General features: G+C 61.9%; 17 protein-coding genes. 8 read left to right on the top strand and 9 right to left on the bottom strand.

Going from position 1 to position 16846, the window contains the following annotated elements; translation table 11 throughout:
• The first annotated feature begins 69 nt into the window (after positions 1–69).
• Positions 70–1236, top strand: coding sequence for a DUF1343 domain-containing protein (locus VJR29_10970; GenBank protein ID HKY63932.1), 1167 nt, complete (start codon positions 70–72; stop codon positions 1234–1236).
• A 72-nt stretch (positions 1237–1308) separates the two neighbouring features.
• On the opposite strand, the gene VJR29_10965 is transcribed toward VJR29_10970, so the two are convergent.
• Complete coding sequence (locus tag VJR29_10965; GenBank protein HKY63931.1) at positions 1309–1596, bottom strand: DUF971 domain-containing protein; 288 nt, start codon at positions 1594–1596, stop codon at positions 1309–1311.
• Positions 1597–1652: 56 nt separating this feature from the next.
• On the opposite strand from VJR29_10965, the gene VJR29_10960 reads away from it, so the two are divergent.
• Positions 1653–3431, top strand: coding sequence for an alkaline phosphatase family protein (locus VJR29_10960; GenBank protein HKY63930.1), 1779 nt, complete (start codon positions 1653–1655; stop codon positions 3429–3431).
• On the opposite strand, the gene VJR29_10955 is transcribed toward VJR29_10960, so the two are convergent.
• Positions 3409–4092 (bottom strand): phosphoribosylanthranilate isomerase, encoded by a 684-nt coding sequence (locus VJR29_10955; protein ID HKY63929.1) that lies wholly within the window; start codon positions 4090–4092, stop codon positions 3409–3411. The two genes, VJR29_10960 and VJR29_10955, sit on opposite strands and share 23 nt — an antisense overlap.
• A complete protein-coding gene (locus VJR29_10950; protein ID HKY63928.1) occupies positions 4089–4823 on the bottom strand; it encodes an alpha/beta hydrolase in 735 nt (244 codons plus the stop codon). Before VJR29_10950 ends, VJR29_10955 begins: the two co-directional genes overlap by 4 nt.
• Before the next feature lie 79 nt (positions 4824–4902).
• Here VJR29_10950 and VJR29_10945 point away from each other — a divergent pair, with 79 nt between their 5' ends.
• Together VJR29_10945 and VJR29_10940 are read left to right on the top strand one after the other, a co-directional pair.
• Entirely contained in the window at positions 4903–6459 is a 1557-nt protein-coding gene (locus tag VJR29_10945) for an ATP-dependent DNA helicase RecQ (GenBank protein ID HKY63927.1), read from the top strand.
• A gap of 96 nt (positions 6460–6555) precedes the next feature.
• Positions 6556–6897 carry a hypothetical protein gene (locus tag VJR29_10940; protein HKY63926.1) on the top strand — a complete coding sequence of 114 codons (342 nt, stop codon included), beginning with the start codon at positions 6556–6558 and terminating at the stop codon, positions 6895–6897.
• Positions 6898–6910: 13 nt separating this feature from the next.
• Here VJR29_10940 and VJR29_10935 read toward each other — a convergent pair whose 3' ends face one another.
• The 6 genes from VJR29_10935 to VJR29_10910 form a co-directional block, all read right to left on the bottom strand.
• Positions 6911–8311, bottom strand: coding sequence for a choice-of-anchor Q domain-containing protein (locus VJR29_10935; GenBank protein ID HKY63925.1), 1401 nt, complete (start codon positions 8309–8311; stop codon positions 6911–6913).
• 82 nt (positions 8312–8393) lie between these two features.
• A complete protein-coding gene (locus VJR29_10930) occupies positions 8394–9629 on the bottom strand; it encodes a S41 family peptidase (GenBank protein ID HKY63924.1) in 1236 nt (411 codons plus the stop codon).
• A 208-nt stretch (positions 9630–9837) separates the two neighbouring features.
• The gene (locus tag VJR29_10925; GenBank protein ID HKY63923.1) at positions 9838–10800 is read right to left on the bottom strand and encodes a transketolase family protein; all 963 of its coding nucleotides are present in this window, start codon (positions 10798–10800) and stop codon (positions 9838–9840) included.
• Positions 10800–11630 (bottom strand): transketolase, encoded by an 831-nt coding sequence (locus VJR29_10920; protein ID HKY63922.1) that lies wholly within the window; start codon positions 11628–11630, stop codon positions 10800–10802. Before VJR29_10920 ends, VJR29_10925 begins: the two co-directional genes overlap by 1 nt.
• A 185-nt stretch (positions 11631–11815) precedes the next feature.
• Positions 11816–12619 carry a glutamate racemase gene (murI, locus tag VJR29_10915; protein ID HKY63921.1) on the bottom strand — a complete coding sequence of 268 codons (804 nt, stop codon included), beginning with the start codon at positions 12617–12619 and terminating at the stop codon, positions 11816–11818.
• 11 nt (positions 12620–12630) lie between these two features.
• Positions 12631–12984 carry a poly(R)-hydroxyalkanoic acid synthase subunit PhaE gene (locus VJR29_10910; GenBank protein HKY63920.1) on the bottom strand — a complete coding sequence of 118 codons (354 nt, stop codon included), beginning with the start codon at positions 12982–12984 and terminating at the stop codon, positions 12631–12633.
• Positions 12985–13218: 234 nt separating this feature from the next.
• Between VJR29_10910 and VJR29_10905 the strand changes: the two genes are divergently transcribed.
• The 4 genes from VJR29_10905 (at position 13219) to tolB (ending at position 16702) form a co-directional block, all read left to right on the top strand.
• Positions 13219–13944, top strand: coding sequence for a MotA/TolQ/ExbB proton channel family protein (locus VJR29_10905; protein HKY63919.1), 726 nt, complete (start codon positions 13219–13221; stop codon positions 13942–13944).
• Positions 13944–14387 carry a protein TolR gene (gene tolR, locus VJR29_10900; protein ID HKY63918.1) on the top strand — a complete coding sequence of 148 codons (444 nt, stop codon included), beginning with the start codon at positions 13944–13946 and terminating at the stop codon, positions 14385–14387. Before VJR29_10905 ends, tolR begins: the two co-directional genes overlap by 1 nt.
• Complete coding sequence (locus tag VJR29_10895) at positions 14377–15264, top strand: energy transducer TonB (protein ID HKY63917.1); 888 nt, start codon at positions 14377–14379, stop codon at positions 15262–15264. Before tolR ends, VJR29_10895 begins: the two co-directional genes overlap by 11 nt.
• 106 nt (positions 15265–15370) lie before the next feature.
• Complete coding sequence (tolB, locus tag VJR29_10890; protein HKY63916.1) at positions 15371–16702, top strand: Tol-Pal system beta propeller repeat protein TolB; 1332 nt, start codon at positions 15371–15373, stop codon at positions 16700–16702.
• Positions 16703–16846 lie beyond the last annotated feature (144 nt).

The raw sequence follows: 16846 nt of genomic DNA, 5'->3' as shown, positions 1-16846 counted from the left end.
GCATATTTCCACCGATAGCCGGCGATAGCAAGACTTGCCCCACCCCAGAGCTTAAACTATGAGGACCCGATGCAAACCGGTCTCGATCGCCTGCCGCGCTCCCATCGCCGCCTTCTCCAAGGAAAAAAGCTGGGCCTCCTCGCCCATCCGGCCTCGGTCGACAAGCGATGGCGCCATGCCTTGGAGATTTTGAGCGAGGAAAAATCGGCCAAAATCGTCGCCCTCTTCGGACCCGAGCATGGCATCCTCGGCCAAGCCCAAGACATGGAGTCGGTCGGCTCCTCGCAGTACCGGGGCCTACCGGTTTTCAGTCTCTATGGGAAGGACTTGGCCAGCTTGAAGCCGAAGGCCGAGGCCCTGCGCGACGTCGAAGTGCTGGTCTGCGACCTCCAAGACGTCGGTGCCCGCTACTACACCTTCATCTACACGATCGCCTTCTGCATGGAAGTCGCCGCCGAGACCGGCACCCACGTCGTCATCCTCGACCGGCCCAATCCGATCAACGGCCATCAGGTCGAAGGCAACCTCGTCGCCGAAGGCTTCCGCTCCTTCGTCGGCTGGTTCCCGCTGGCCAACCGCCATGGGATGACGGTCGGCGAGCTGGCCCAGCTCTTCAAGGCCGAATACTCGATCGGCTGCGAGCTGACGGTCGTGCCGATGAAGGGCTGGCACCGCCGCCGCTACATGGACGAGGTCGAGGTCCCCTGGGTCTTCCCCAGCCCCAACATGCCGACGGTCGAGGCGGCCCTGCTCTATCCCGGCATGTGCCTGATCGAGGGAACCGAGCTCAGCGAGGGCCGCGGCACCACCAAGCCTTTCGAGATCTACGGCGCGCCCTTCATCGACGCCGAGAAGCTGGCGGCCCGGCTGAAGGAATATCGCTTGCCCGGAGCGAGCTTCCGCCCGCTTTACTTCAAGCCGAATTTTCAAAAGCACGCCGGCCAGCTTTGCGGCGGCGTCCAAATCCATGTCACCCGGCGCCGGGCCTTCAAATCCCTGCTGACCGGGGTGGCCGCGATCAAGGCGGTCCACGACCTCTATCCGAAGGAATTCCAATACCGCCACCGGGCCTACGAATTCGTCGACTTGATTCCGGCCATCGATCTCCTGGCCGGCGACGCCAAGCTCCGGGAACAAATCGAAAAGGGTTGGAATTTGAGGAGGATCGAGGAGTCCTGGGAGGAAGACCGCCGGAAGTTCTTGGAACTCCGGCGAAAATACCTGCTCTATTCGTAGGGGCACCCCTTGCGGGTGCCCTTTCTGCGGAGGATGCCATGTCCTTGCCTTAGGCACCCGCAAGGGGTGCCCCTACCGGGCTGCACATTCGGCGCAGGGGCAAATCTGCCGCAACAGCTCGTAGGAATAGATTCCCGTCTCATGCCGGTCGGTGAAAGTGAATTGAAGCGCGTACCAGCCGACGGGTTGTGCCTTCAAAATATCGATGCTATGGGCCGGAAAAGCCGAGGCCGGGAGCAGCCCGCCTTGGCGCTGGGGGTTTTCTTTGCAGACGGCGCAGGGACAGGCCCGGCGCAGGTAGTCGGCCGAATAAGGGCTGACGTGCCCATCCTGCCAGGTGACCTGAATGCCATGGTCCATGCGTTGAATGCCTTGGGGGTGCATAGGAAGGGCCTCTCGCACAAAGCGTCGGAAAAATGAAGCGTTGGATCTTACTATTTCTGCTTTTCACCGGCTGCGCCTACCGCTCGGCCAGCCTGCTGCCGCCGGCGGTTTCCGAGCCCGCGCCGATCCGCGACCGCTACGTGCTGATCCTGCTGCTCGACGGCGCCCGGCCCGGCGAGCTCGATCAAGCGGTGGCCGCGGGGCTGATGCCCAACTTGAAGCGCCTCTTCTACCAAGAAGGCGCCCGCTTCGAAAACGCCCTCACGGTTTTTCCGACCGTCTCGACTCCGGCCCACCAAGCCCTGCTCTCGGGGCTGCAGCCCGGCCACCACGGGATTCCCAACCTCGACTGGTTCAGCCGGCCGCTGGAAAAATACATCGACTATCTCCATCCGCAATATTGGTCCTGGACCAATCTCTTCCTCTTCAACTACCTCCAAGTGTTCGACGATCGGATCAAGGATGACCGGCCGGCGCTGATTTTCGAAACCCTGCAGGGCCACCCCAGCCTGGCGATCTACGAGACCGCCAACAGCGGAGCCACCGAGGTGGTTCCGGGATTTCCGCCCGTCCTCACCGGCTACGAGGGCAAGGTCCAAGGTTTCTACGAAACCTTCGACGTCAAGGCGCTGGGTGCCGCTTTGAAGCGCTTTCAAGAGGAGCCGTTGGAAAAGCTGCCCCGCTTCAGCATAGTGGTTTGCTACGGCATGGACTTGGTCAATCACTACGTTCATCCCCAGAGCGAACGGGCCCAAGACTTGTTTCGGCTCTATGACCGCTTCCTCGGCCAGCTCGAGCGCACGCTGGAAGATCGCGGCATCGCCGATAAAACCCTGCTGGTCGTGACCAGCGATCACGGCCAGCACGACGTCGACGGCGGAATGGTCGATTTGGGGGCTTACCTTCGCCAAATCGGGCTGCGAGCCCTCGCCGATCCCCAAAAGAGCCAGGTCATGTGGGGCGACCATGGCGTGACCTTCTCCAACCTTTACTTCAAATTGGGCGACGATTGGTCGCGGCGGCCGACTTACCGCGAGCTGCGCGACTACCCGGCGGCCGACGGCAAGCGGATCGACTTGGTCGAGCGCTTGCTGGCCCACCCCGACATCGAATGGCTGGTGACCGCCGAGGGCCTGGACAAAATCCATGTCCACCGCGACGGCCAGCATGCCTTGCTGCTCCGCAAGAAAGTGGGAGATGAAATTTTATATTCCTACCGGCCCGATCCCGGTCAGGACCCGCTGGAATACTTGACCGATCCCCTGATCCGGCGCTGGGCCGAAAATCGCGAGTTCCACGACGAGGAGGCTTGGCTGAAAGCGACTGGCCATCTCGCCATCCCCGACGCGGTCGTGGCCATGCCCCAGCTCTTCGATGATTTCAAGGTCGGCGACTTGGTCCTGATGACCAGCAAGCGGACCCAGTTCCACGATCCGCGGCCCAGCGGCCACGGCTCGCCTTGGCGCGAGGACCGCCACATTCCCCTGATGTTCCACGGACCCGGCATCCGCCCCGGCGTCCTGCCCCATGCCCGGATCGTCGACGTCTATCCGACCCTCTTGGCCTACTACGGGCTGCAAGCCCAAGGTCCGGTGGACGGTCAAGTCCGCGAAGCGCTCTTCCTCGAGGAAGACCGGCGAAGCTTCGCGGCCGCCGAGAAGCCGGACGATAATGGCGGACTAAGCCGGGAAGCCTTCACCGCAGAGCTTCGGCGGAAGCTCGCTTCGGGCAAGTTGTCAGAGCCGGAGGAGCAGAAGGCCAAGGTCCTGCTCGATGGCTTGGAGGCTTTCAAGGCTTCGGGCGGGCTTTAAGGAAGGCTTGCCGCGCTTCGGCCAAAAAATCCCCCACTTTCTTTCGGTCTTTCCACCCTTGCCGGTCTTCGACCCCGGTATGCACATCGACGCCCCAAGGTCTCACTTGAGCGATCGCGGCCGCCACGTTGCGCGGATTCAGGCCGCCGGCCAATATCAGCGGCTTGGGGCTTTGCTCGGCCAGCCGCCGGCTGATTTCCCAGTCGTGGGTTTTTCCGGTGGCGCCGCTGGCTCCCGATTCGGGGTCGTAGGTGTCGGTCAGGAAGGCATCGGCCAAGTCCGACCAAGCCTTCAGCTCCTCGGACAATCCCGCTTCATTGCCGCCGCGAATCACCAGGCTCTTAAGGAGCCACAGATTGGGTGCCCGGCTTTTCAATTTCCGGGCCTCCTCGAGCTCGACCGGACCATGCAGCTGGAGTCCCCGGACGCCGAGATAGCGCGACAATTCCAAAATCTCCTCGGCCCGGTCCAAATAAGTGATCAGCACCGGCCGGACCTTTTCTGGCAGACCGGCAATGATCTCGCGAGCCTCGCTTTCCGGCAAATCCTCGGCGTGATGGTCCAGCCGTAAGGGAAAACCCAGGGCGTCGACGCCGGCTTCGACCAGCATCGAAGCCTCCTCCCGGCTGCGGACGCCGGCGATTTGAACGAAGCCGCTCATGCGAAGCGGTCGAGCAAAAGGGAGTTGAAACGGTCGGCCTCCTCCCAAAACGGCAGGTGGCCGCTATTTTCGAACCATTGGACTTCTTGGCCCGCTCTGAGGCCAAGCAGCTCCGGAACGCCCTGGGCGTAGAAGCCATGTCTTCCCATCATCGAAAGAACCGGGGCCTGGATGCTCCGAAAGACCGCCCGATGGTCGGTCGCGGCGAGATCGGCGTAGAGCCGGAGGGCGATCTCGTTGGGACATTTGAGCGATTCGGCCAGCATCGTCTCCAACACGGCGGCTTCGGGCTTTTGGACGAACATGCGTTGGATGAATTTGCGCTGGGCATGGGTCCGGTTGCGCTCGAAGGAGAACTTCACCGCCGAAACTTGGAAGTGATCGGGATCGGCCCAGGGCAAGGAATCGACATTGATAAAGGCGCGAAAAGGCTTTTCGCCGAAGAGCCGGACATAGTCCCAGAGCACCGTCGCGCCCATCGACCAGCCAAGACCGACCGCCTCCTCGATCCCCTCGCCCTCCACCAGCCGGCGAAGGGCCCGGCTCAAGTCCTCGACCTGGTAGCCCTGGGGATTCTTTTCCGAATCGCCGTGACCCGGAAAATCCCAAAGCAGGAGACGGAAGCGGCGGCTTAAATCGCGCTGCCGATCGAAACAGCGATGGGAGGTCACCCAACCGTGGTTCAAGATCAAAGTCGGCCCCTCGCCTTCGAAGCGGTAATAAAGCTGCATGTCCTTTTATCGCCGGGCCGGCGCCGGGACGGCAACATTTCTTTGAGTTTTGGCCCCCGATTTGCTTTTAGTGTTCTCCATGCTCCCCGCCCTTCAGGAAAGCCAAGAACCCCTCCCCGCCGATTGGCTGGACCTGTTGCGGGAGCGTTTCGGCCATCCCGGCTTCCGCCGGGGTCAGGAAGACATCCTGCGCTCGGTTTGCCAAGGCCGCGACACTTTGGCGGTCATGCCGACCGGCGGCGGCAAATCCCTATGCTATCAGTTGCCGGCCTTGGCCCGACCCGGCTTGACGGTGGTGGTTTCGCCGCTCATCGCCTTGATGAAAGATCAAGTCCGCTTGCTGCGCGAGCGCGGTTTCCCGGCCGGCTGCCTCCACACCGGCCAAAGCTATGAAGAGAAGCGCGAAGTCTTCGCCGAGCTGCAGGCCAGCGACCGATTTCTGCTCTACCTTTCGCCGGAGCGGGTGCAAAAACCGGGCTTCGCCGCATGGCTCAAGGGCCGGCCGGTCTCGCTCTTCGCCATCGACGAGGCCCATTGCGTCTCGGCCTGGGGTCCCGACTTCCGCCAGGATTATCACCGGCTGAGCCTGCTACGGGAGCTGCGGCCCGAGGTGCCGATCCTGGCCCTCACCGCCACCGCCACCCCCCGGGTGCTGCGCGACATCGCCCATCAGCTCCAGCTGGCGGAAGCCGCCCGCCACGTCTACGGCTTCTACCGGCCCAACCTTTTCTATCAGGTCGAAATTTGCGAAAACGACGCCGTCAAGACGGCCTGGCTGAAGCAGGCCTTGAGCCGCCATCCCGAAGGCAAGGTCCTCATCTATTGCGGCACCCGCAAGCAGTGCGAAAGCCTGAAGGAAGAGCTCTCGCTTTCCTTCGCCGGCGTCGGCCTCTATCACGCCGGCCTCGAAACCGAGCAGCGCCATCGAATCCAAGCCGACTTCGCCGCCGGGACGACCCGGATCCTGGCCGCGACCAACGCCTTCGGCATGGGCATCGACCATCCCGACGTCCGGCTGGTGGTCCATTTTCAAATGCCGGCCAATATCGAGTCCTATTATCAGGAAATCGGCCGGGCCGGCCGCGATGGCCGGGAATCGACCTGTCTGCTGCTCTACGCCAAGCGTGACAAGGGCTTGCACGCTTATTTCATCAGCCAATCCCAGGCCGAGGCCAAACATCTCGACCAGCGTTGGCGGGCCCTCGACACCATGGTCCAATTCGTCGAGGGCGGCGAGTGCCGCCATGCCGGCATCTTGACTTACTTCCGGGACAGCCAACGCCTCAGCGCCTGCGGCCATTGCGAAGTCTGCGCCCCGGATTCGCCGCGGCGGATCCGGCTGGAGCGGACCGCGCTTCCCCTACCCGCGGCCAAGCCGAAGAAGGGCAAAGTCCGGTCCGAGGCCCCGCTCGATGCCGAAGGCGAGCAACGCCGCGAGGCCTTAAAGGAATGGCGCAAGGCTTTCGCCAAGAGCCAGGACGTTCCGGCCTTCCTGGTGTTCAGCAATAAAACCTTGGACGACTTGGCCGCCAAGAACCCTGAAAGCCTGGCGGCGCTGGAAAGAGTCTATGGTCTGGGGCCGCAGAAGATCGAGCGTTTCGGCGCCGAAATTTTGGCGATATTAAATAAACTGTAGGGGCACCCCTTGCGGGTGCCCCAGGCAAAGCCGTCACAACGGCGGCTGATTGGGCGACCGCAAGGGTCGCCCCTACAACCAAGAAAGGGCGTAGAGATGTCCTATCTCTTGCGGCTGATCGGCTGCCTCTGGATTTTCCTGACTTTTCGGGGCGCCTTGGCGATCTTTCGTCGGCTCTTCCAGCAAAGACTGGCCATGGATTGGAGCCTCGGCGACGCCTTCACCCTGGCATTGCTGGCCGGCGGCGTCGGCTTGCTCCTATTGCGCTCTTGGGGACGTTGGCTCATCTTGGCCGGCTGCGGCGGGATGATATGGCTGAAAGTCGGCTCGGCCTTGACCGGCTTGCACTTTACCGAGCCGGTGATCAAGGTCCTGCTCTTCTACGGGCTCTTCATGGTCTTGATGGTCCTGCCTCAATCGAGATCGGCCACCCATTGACCAAACCGTCCCATCATCTTAGCGTCAAGCTGCATCCGCCGCCCGACGGACCCATTGGCTCGTCCGTCCCTGAGCATAGGCCGGCACCGTCGCACTGATCCTCGATCGTTCCGGGATCGTCATCGTTGCAGGCGCTGCCACTGGCCTCGAATCGACAGGCCGAGTCGCAGCAATCGCCATCCTGGGAATTCCCGTCCTCGCATTCCTCGCCGCCCATCAGGATTCCGTCTCCGCAAACCACTTCCAGGGAACCGGCGTCGCAAACTACGGCCCCATCGCCGTCGCCATCCGCCGCGCGGGCAAAGCCCCGCTGATCGGCGACCAGCGCATTTCCCATGCGGTCGGCGCAGCCGTCAGGGTCGCCGCCGTCGATCGCCGGGCTGCCGGCGAGCAGCGAATGGGTCGGGGTCGGCCCTCCATTTTCGGCCAGCGGACCCAGCAGGGGGTCCGAGACGATTTGATCGACGCCCGGAGCGGGCGGCGGCGAAATGCCGCAATCTTCGACGCCGCCCATGACGTTGAAACCGCTTGAGGCGATCGAAGCGTTGGCCGGATCTCGGGCACAATCCTGGGCTCCGCTGACGGCCCGGTTGCCGGCCAAGATGCTGTTGCTCAAGACATATCCGACCGCAATCGCGAAGCCGCTTTGGAAAATCCCGCCGCCGCGGTCGCCGGCCTGATTGTCGGCGATGGTTGCATTGAACAGCAAAGCAAAGGAATCCTCGGCATAAATTCCGCCGCCGTCTTGCCCGGATTCGTTGCCGGAAATCGTGCTGTTGGTGATTTCTAAATTCACGGCCGCGATGAAAATTCCGCCTCCGAGCAAAACCGCGTCGTTGGATGAAAAGGTCGAGTCGTTAATGATGACCTCGGCATCGCTGGCGTTGATTCCCCCGCCCGATGCAAGGCTGGTGTGGTTGCCCGTCACCCAACAGCGATTCAGGACGAGGCTTTCGGCGGGGCCCTCACCGTCAAAACGGATGGCCCCGCCGGCCTGAGCCGTTCCACCCGTCAAGACCAAGTCATTGAGAACCAAGGCAAGGCCGCCGGTGGCGACGACATCGAAAATCCGCTGGTTGGCGAGGGGGGAAGCGTCGATCGTGGAGCCGTTGCCGTTGATGGTGAGGGAATTCGAAAGGACATCGAGATCCCCGATAAGACCGGCATCCTCCTCGCCGGCATCGGCAAGTGTCAACGAGTAGGTCCCGTTAGGAAGATTGACGATGTTGTCGGGCTCGCCGCTGGAATTGGCCGCCAAGATCGCGTCGCGCAACGAGCAGTCGCCGTCGGCGCAGCTTCCATCGGCTTCGTCCACGGCCGTCGTCACGTCGAAGACCGCCGCCCGAGCGTTGGAAGTCAATGCCGCGAAAAGAGCGAAGAAAGCAGTAAGGAACGGGAAAAGACCGGCTTTCATGATTTTCCTTTTTCCGAGCCCCGACTTGCCGCACGAATACCCACGATCTCCATTGACGTCAAGACGTGAAGCCGAAACGAGCCTACAGATCGGAAGGCTCCTCGTCCGGCGGCACTTCGCCGCTAGGCTTGCTCTCGGGAGCCTTGGGGGGAATCTTGCCGCTGACCAGGTACTGGAAGGCGGCGTCGCGCTGGACGTCGGGCTTCTTCTTTTCCTGCATCTCGGCCGCCGAAGGCATCTCCCCTTCGACCTCGAAATCAGGGGTGATCCCGGTGCCGTCGATCGATTTGCCGGAAGGCGTGAAGTAGCGGGCGATCGTCAGCTTGACGCCGGTGTCCTCGCCCAAATCGATCACGGTCTGGACGCTGCCCTTGCCGAAGCTCGGGACCCCCAGGACCTTGGCCCGCTTGTTGTCCTGCAGCGCTCCGGCCACGATCTCGGAAGCCGAGGCCGAGCCTTTGTTGAGCAGCACCACCATCGGAACTCCGGCGTAAGGCGCGTCGCCATTGGCCGTCCGCAGCTCGATCGGGCCCTTGCGGCCCCGGGTCGAGACGATGGTCCCCTGCTTCAAGAAGAGATTGCTGACGTCGATGGCTTGCTCGAGCAGGCCGCCGGGATTGTTTCGCATGTCGAAGATCAGCCCCTTCATCTCGCCGGCGGCTTTCAAGCTTTGCAGGGCTTTCTCCACCTCCTCGGTGGTGTTCTCCTGGAAGCTGATCAGCCGGATGTAGCCGATGCCTTGAGGCAAATTCTCGGAGCGAACGCTCTTGATCTTGATCTGCTCGCGCTTGAGCGTGACGTCGAAGGGCTTGCTGACGCCTTCGCGCCAGAGAGTGAGGGTCAGCTTGCTGTTCTTGCCGCCGCGCATCCGGCGCACCGCATCGGCCAAGTTCATGCCCTTGGTCGAAACGCCGTTGATCTTTAAAATCCGGTCGCCCGACTTGATGCCGGCCTTCTCGGCCGGCGTGTCCTCGATCGGCGAAACGACGGTGAGGATTCCCTTGTGCAAGGTGATCTCGATGCCGACGCCGCCGAACCGGCCCAAGGTATCGACCTTCAACTCCTTGTAGACGTCGGGGGTGAGGAAGACCGTGTAGGGATCGAGGGTGCCGAGCATGCCCTTGATCGCGCCATAGACCAAGTTTTGGCCGTCGACCGGCTCGACGTAGTCCTTCTCGACGATGAAGAGAACTTTGCTGAAGAGATCCAGCGCCCGGTAGATCTTTTCGGGGAGCGCCCGGGCGGCCGGCAAGAGGGCGCCGCAGAGGAGGCCCAAGGCGAAGACAGGCAGCAGCAGAGACCGTGAAAATCGCTTCATGTGAGGATCATCGCTTTTCTCAAATATATTGGGAAACGATAATGCGAAGAATGTCGGCTTATTTTGCTATTTTCCCCCTTTGAAAAAGGGGGATTAAGGGGGATTTAAAGCGGCGGCTTGAGTGCCTTGGTTTGATCTCGTTGCCTAGGTGTCTTCTTCACCCTCTTTTAAATCCCCCCTGCCCCCCCGTTTTTCAAAGGGGGGAAAACTATTTTTTTCGCTTCAACGCCAGCAGGGCCTGCTCGGCGATGTCCTCGGGCATGAGCTTATAATGCTTCAAAAGCTGGTCGGCCGGGCCGGATTGGCCGAATTGATCCATGACGCCGTAGCGGTGGACGATGGCCCGGCCCTCTTCGGCCAGATGCTCGGCCACCGCCGAGCCCAAGCCGCCGAGGATGGAATGCTCCTCGACCGTCAGGACGCAGCCGCTCTGCTGGGCCAGCCGGCTCAAGGTCTCGCCGTCGAGCGGCTTGACCGTGGCCATGTTGACCACCGCGGCCTTGACGCCCTTGGCCTCGAGGAGCTCGGCGGCCTTGACCGCGTGGTAGACCATCAGGCCGCAAGCCACGATCGTGATATCGGAACCCTCGCGCAGGACCGCCGCCTTGCCGATCTTGAACTGGTAATCTGGCGGAAGGAAAACCGGGAAGGCCGCCCGGGAAAGCCGGACGTAAACCGGTCCCGGCCACTCGGCGACCTGCTCGATGACCTGCTCGGTCTCGATGGCGTCGGCCGGAACGATGACGGTCATGCCCGGAAGCACCCGCATCACCGCGATGTCGGCGATGGTCTGATGGCTGGCGCCGTCTTCGCCGACGGTGAGGCCGGCGTGGGAAGCGCAGATCTTCACCGGCAAATGGGGGTAAACGATGGAATTGCGGACGATCTCGAAGGCCCGGCCGGTGGCGAACATCGCGAAAGTCGAGGCGAAGGGGATCTTGCCGCTCAAGGCCAAGCCGGCCGCGGTGCCCATCATGTCCTGCTCCGAGACGCCCATGTTGAAGAAGCGCTCCGGATAAGCCTTGGCGAAATGGATGGTCTTGGTCGAGCCCGAGAGGTCGGCGTCGAGCACCACGATTTTGGGATTCCTGCCGCCCAAGGCCAAGAGGGCCTTGCCGTAAGCGTCGCGGGTCGCGATTTTATCTCCGCTGCTGGCGGTGACCTGTCCCATTAAATCTTCTCTCCCAATTCTTGCAGCGCCTTCTTCAACTCGTCGTCGCTCGGGGTGACGCCGTGGTACTTCGGTAGGTTCTCGAAGAAGGAGACGCCCTTGCCCAGGATGGTGCGGGCGATGATCATCTTGGGTTTGCCCTTGGTCTTCTTGGCCCAATCGAAGGCGTCGAGGATCTCTTCGTAGTTGTGGCCGTCGATGCTGCGCACCGCCCAGCGGAAGGCCAGGAACTTGTCTTCGAGCGGCGCAACGTCCTTGATGTCCTTGTTGAAGCCGTCGATCTGGATGCCGTTGAAGTCCATCAAGCCGATCCGGTTGTCGAGGCGGTGGTGGCCGGCGGTCAGAGCCGCTTCCCAGAGCATGCCTTCCTGGGCTTCGCCGTCGGAATGCATCGAGTAGATGGTGTGGTCCTTCTTGTCGAGGCGGGCGGCGAAGGCCATGCCGTTTCCGACCGACATGCCCTGTCCGAGCGAGCCGGTGGACATCTCGATGCCCCAGTCGACCTTGAGCTTGGGATGGCCCTGGAGCGGACTGCCGATCTGGCGAAGACGATCGAGCTCCGACTTCGGGAAATAGCCGGCCCGAGCCAGGGCGACGTAGATCGCCGGGCAGCAGTGGCCGTTGGCCAGGATGAAGCGGTCGCGGTCTTCCCAATGGGGATTCTTGGGGTCGTGGCGCATTTCGCGGAAATAAAGGACCGTGATCAGGTCCATGATGCCGAGCGGGCCGCCGGTATGGCCGCTCTTGGCCTTGTGCAGCATCTTGAGGCAGTCGACGCGCAGATTCCTGGCGATTTCTTTGAGTTCTGGAATGCTAGCTTTTGGGTTCATCGGAAATTGGCTCAATTCAGGCTGGAAAAACCAGGGGCACGTTAGCACGGCCCTAAGGGGAGTCAACGGGAAAAAAGGGATTTTCGGCTGTCATCCCGAGCGGAGCGAGGGATCCTTGCGGAGTTTCTTTCCAGAAGGATCTCCGCAGGGATTCCTCGTCGCTTTGCTCCTCGGAATGACAAGGCCTAATCCGAGCCCAGCCGGGCCAGCTCGGCCGAGGGAATCTCATGCCCCAAGAAACGAGCCGCCAGCTCGACCATCTTTTGGGGGGCGTCGGTGGTGAAAAAACGACGTGAGCCGGTCTTGGAATTGGCGGCGAGGAGGCCCCGCTCCTCCAGCAGGACCTTCAAGGCCTTGGCGGTCTCCTGGGCCGAATCGACCAGGGTCACCCCGGGGCCCATCACCTCCTGCAAAAGCGGCTTGAGAATCGGATAGTGGGTGCAACCCAGGATCAGAGTGTCGAGCTCACGGCCCTGCCAAGGCGCCAAGTAAACCTCGGCCACTTGGCGGGTGATCTCGTGGCGAGCCCAGCCTTCCTCGACCAAGGGGACGAAGAGCGGGCAGGCCCGGCTCTCGACCATCGCCTCGGGCAGGCGGCGGCGGATGGCCTGGGGATAGCTTTGGGACTTGACCGTGCCCTCGGTCCCGATCACGCCGATGGATTGGCGCTGGGTCGCGGCGGCGGCGGCTTGGGCGCCGGGCTCGATGACGCCGAGCAGCGGAACCGAGTAGTGCGGTCGGATCGCCTCCAAGGCCAAGGCCGAGGAGGTATTGCAGGCAACGACGATGGCCTTCACTCCGCGTCCGACCAGGAAATCGCAAATCTCCCGGGAATAGCGGGTCACGGTCTCGGCCGATTTGATGCCGTAGGGAACGCGGGCGGTGTCGCCGACGTAGATCAGGTCTTCCGACGGGAGGGCCTTCTCGATTTCGCGGAGAACGGTGAGCCCGCCCAGGCCGGAATCGAAAATGCCGATGGGAAGGTCCATGGGATGGCGGCTTATTTATGAGCCTTGGCCCGCTTCACGGTCTTGGCCGGCTTGGCCAATCGGGCGGTCATGACTTTGCGGTGGATGCCGTCGATCTCGGTTTCGAGGCGGTGAAGCTTGCGCTCCATCGTGTTGATCTCGTCGCGAGTCGGCAGGTCGAAGATCTTGAGCACCGACTTGAGGTTGGTGCGAAGGGACTTCTTCAACTCGTACTTGGTGTTCATGAGGGCGCTGAGCGAGCGCAGGAAATATTCGTTCTGCATCAGATTGCCCATGGCCTCGGAGTTCATCACGTCATGAAAAATCTGTTCCTTGATTTTTTCTCCGCGTTGAAAAGCTTCTTCCATCGCCGTGCGGATACTCATAAAACCTCCTAAAATTTTGGACAAGCAAGAGCGCATTATTCCTGCGAATTGGCTTCTCTAGTGGCAGGACCCGGATCTGTCAAGGAGCCCCTCGAAAAGGCCAATTTTCTGTTTATTGGGCCGCCGCCCCTATGCTAGGGGGCCAAAAAGCGATTTTCTCTAAGACTTTCTGGAACTTTGCAGCGTAGCCCGACGTAATTTTTCCCATTCAGGACCCTCGATAGGAGCGATTCTATGACCCTTCCCGCCGGTATCCTTTTGCAGATGGCCACGCCGGTCGCCTCGGCCGAAACCAAGTCCATCTTACACATGGTCTTCTCCAGCGATCCCCTGGTCAAGGCGGTGCTGCTCATTTTGATCTTCTTCTCGGTCACCAGCTGGGCCATCATCTTTTACAAATATGCCCAAGTGAAGAGGGCCAAGAAGACTTCCGACAAGTTCTCCCAGATTTTCGACCAGACCTACACGATCGAGGAAATGCTGACCAAGTCGGCCCCCCAGGACGGCAACCCGCTTTACTCGATCTTCTCCTCCGGGATCAGCGAGATCCTCCGGGCCAAGCAGGCCAAGGCCAAGGATCCCTCGACCCGGGCCAGCATTAGTTTAGACCATATTCGAAAGAACATTCGTCGTGCCGAGAGCGACGAGATGGCGCGCCTGGAGCAGCTCACCTCCTTCCTGGCGACGACGGCTTCGGCCTCGCCCTTCATCGGCCTCTTCGGCACGGTTTGGGGCATCCTGACGGCTTTCTGGGCCATCGGCCAGCAGAAGTCCTCGAGCCTGGCGGTGGTCGGGCCCTACATCGCCGAAGCCCTCATCGCCACCGCGGTCGGCTTGGCGGCGGCGATTCCGGCGGTCATCGCTTACAACTACTTCGTGAGCCGGCTGAAGGTATTGGGCAAGGACTTGAACGACTTTTCCATCGATCTGGAGCACCGCATCGAGAAGGAATATTTCTAATGGCCTTCACCGCCCCAAATAATACCAAGGGTCCGCGAACCACCTTGGCCGAGATCAACATCGTCCCGCTGGTCGACGTCATGCTGGTGTTGCTGATCATCTTCATGGTCACGGCGCCGCTGCTCCAGGAAGGCATCGACGTCGATCTGCCCCAGGCCAGCGCTTCGGCCGCGCCCTCGGGCAAGGACGACAAGATCATCACCATCGACAAGTCGGGACAAATCTTCCTCTCCAGCGACCCCAATCAGCCTTACGACAGCAGCGCCTTGACCCAACGCTTGGTGACCCTCTTCAGCGGACAGACCGAAAAGGTGGTCTATCTGCGGGCCGACCGCAACGTGCCTTACGGCTCGGTGGTTCAGGTGATGTCGGCCTGCAAGCAAGCGGGCATCGAACGGATCGGCATGGTGACCGAGCCTGAGACGAACAAGGGTGGAACCTAAGCTGAAAAAATACTTCCTTTACTCCCTGAGCTTCCACGCTCTGGTGATCACCCTTCTCCTGCTCTTCGGCGGCGAAGGGCCACCCCCACCTCCGCCCAAGACCCAGGTGACGATGATCCGGCTCTCGCGCGGGGCCGGAGATTTGAACGCGCCGCTCTTTCAAAAGCCGGCCTTTCAGCCCAAGCCGACCGAGCCCCAACCGGCACCGCCCCAGCCGGCGGCACCGCCGATCCCGGTGGCCAAGCCGGCACCGGTCGTGCCGGCCAAGCCGATCACTCCGCCGGCCCCGGCCAAACCGCCGACGCCGGTCCAGCCGACGGTTCATTTGGGCAAGGACAAAACGCCGCCGAAACCGCAGCCGGCCAAACCGGCTCAGCCTCAACCGCCGGCCCAGCCGGCGGCGCCGGCGCCCGATGAAGCCAAGTTGGCCGAAGCTCTTGGCCAAGTGCAAAAGGAATTGGAACAGCGCGAAGTCACCGCCCAGACGCCGCCGGCCCCGGCCGGCGCGCCCGACGGCAGCGGCAGCGGCGCTCCGGCCGGAGTGCCCGGCGGCCAAATCGGCGCCGCCGATCCCGGCTTGGCCCAGTATCAATCGACGGTCCGCTCCAAGATCGTCCGGACTTGGGTGCGAGCCAACACCGGCCCCGACGACGGCCAGGCGATCCGGACCCGGGTGCAAGTTCGGATCAACGCTTCGGGCCAAGTCATCGGCAAGAACGTCGTCAAGAGCAGCGGCAACGAGAGCTTCGACCTCTCGGCACTCCGGGCCATCGAGCGGGCTTCGCCGCTGCCGCCGCCGCCCCCCGGCCTCGAAGCCGAAGCGCTGTCCGAAGGTTTTGTTGTCGATTTCTCTTCGCGCATGCTAGGCCGAAAATAATTTCCCCCCTTTGAAAAAGGGGGGGGCCCGGGGGGATTTTGCGGCGTTTGCTAATGATCAAGACCTGGCTATCAATGCGATGGCTTTAAATTTGAGGAGACCTGTGATGAAACGCCTGACCCTCTTTGCCTATTTGCTTTGCCTGTCCGTTCTGCCGCTGCGCGCCCAAGCTGCGATCTACATCCTGATCGATCAATTCTCGCCGGAGCATAAATTTCCCATCGCGGTCGCCGATTTGGTCGAAAAGAAAAGCGGCCAAGCCGACGCCCAGGGCGTCGAGATCGCCGACCTCCTCCGCAAAAACCTCAAGCTGGCCGGCTATTTCGACATCGTCGACAAGGCCAATTACCAGGATCGAAGCGCCGCCCTGAAGCCCGAGGAAGTGGACTTCGGCCTCTGGACCGCCACCGGTGCGACGGTCTTCGTGAAGGGCGGCTATCAAAAGAAAGGCAAGAACCTGGTCATCGAATTCCGGCTCTACGACCCCAATTTAAAGCAGATGCTGGTCGGCAAGGAATACAAAGTCCCGCAGGACAAGGCCTACGCCGCGGTTCACCGCTTCGCCGACGAGATCCTGCTGGCTTTGACCGGCGAACGCGGCATTTTCAACACCAAGATCGCCGCCGCCTGCGGGCCCCGCGGCAAGGAGCAGCTCGTCCTGATGAACGTCGACGGCAGCGAACGCGAGCCGCTCACCAAAAACAACGCGATGAACCTCTCGCCGACCTGGGCGCCCGACGGCGGCCAGCTCGTCTTCACCTCCTACGCCAAGTTCTTCCCCGAGCTCTATTCGATCTCGGTCAAGGGCGGCAAACCCAAGCGCCTGACCTTCAACAACAAGCTCAACATCACGCCGTCCTACGCGCCGGACGGATCGACCGTCGCCTTCTCCTCGAGCATGGCCGGCGATCCCGACCTCTACCTGATCGATCCCCAGACCCAGCAGACGACCCAAATCACCCGGAGCCAGGGCATCGACATCTCGCCTTCCTTCTCGCCCGACGGCAACCTGATCGCCTTCGCCTCGGAGCAGGCCGGCAACCTCCACATTTTCGTCACCGACAAGACCGGCGCGGCGCCCAAGCGGCTGACCTTCACCGGCTACCAGAACGACACGCCGGAGTGGTCGCCGCGCGGCGACAAGATCGCTTACGTCAAGCGGGCCGATGGCGGCTTCAACGTCTTCCTGATGAACGCCGACGGATCGGTGCCCCAGCAGCTCACTTCGGGCGCGGGCAACAACGAGAACCCGGCTTTCTCGCCCGACGGCCGCTACATCGCCTTCTCCTCGAGCCGGAACAAGGGCTCCAACCTCTTCCTGATGATGTGGGACGGCTCCAACCAGACCGCCATCACCAGCGACGGCCAATGCAAGACTCCCGATTGGTCGAATTGGCTGGAAGAAACCAAGAAGAACGAGAAGGAAAAAAAGGATTAGCTTGCGCACCCTGGCCGTCCTCGACATCGGTTCCAACACCGTGCTGATCACCGTCGGCCGGCTGCAAGCCGACGGCCGGATGGAAGTTCTCTGGGACCAGGGCCGGGTGGTCCGGATGTCCGAAGGGCTCCAAGACGGCGGAGC

This window comes from bacterium, from assembly GCA_035281585.1.
Classification (GTDB): domain Bacteria; phylum UBA10199; class UBA10199; order DSSB01; family DSSB01; genus DATEDP01.
Note: the sequence above shows the minus strand (reverse complement) of the source record. Positions and strands in the feature narration are given on the sequence as shown.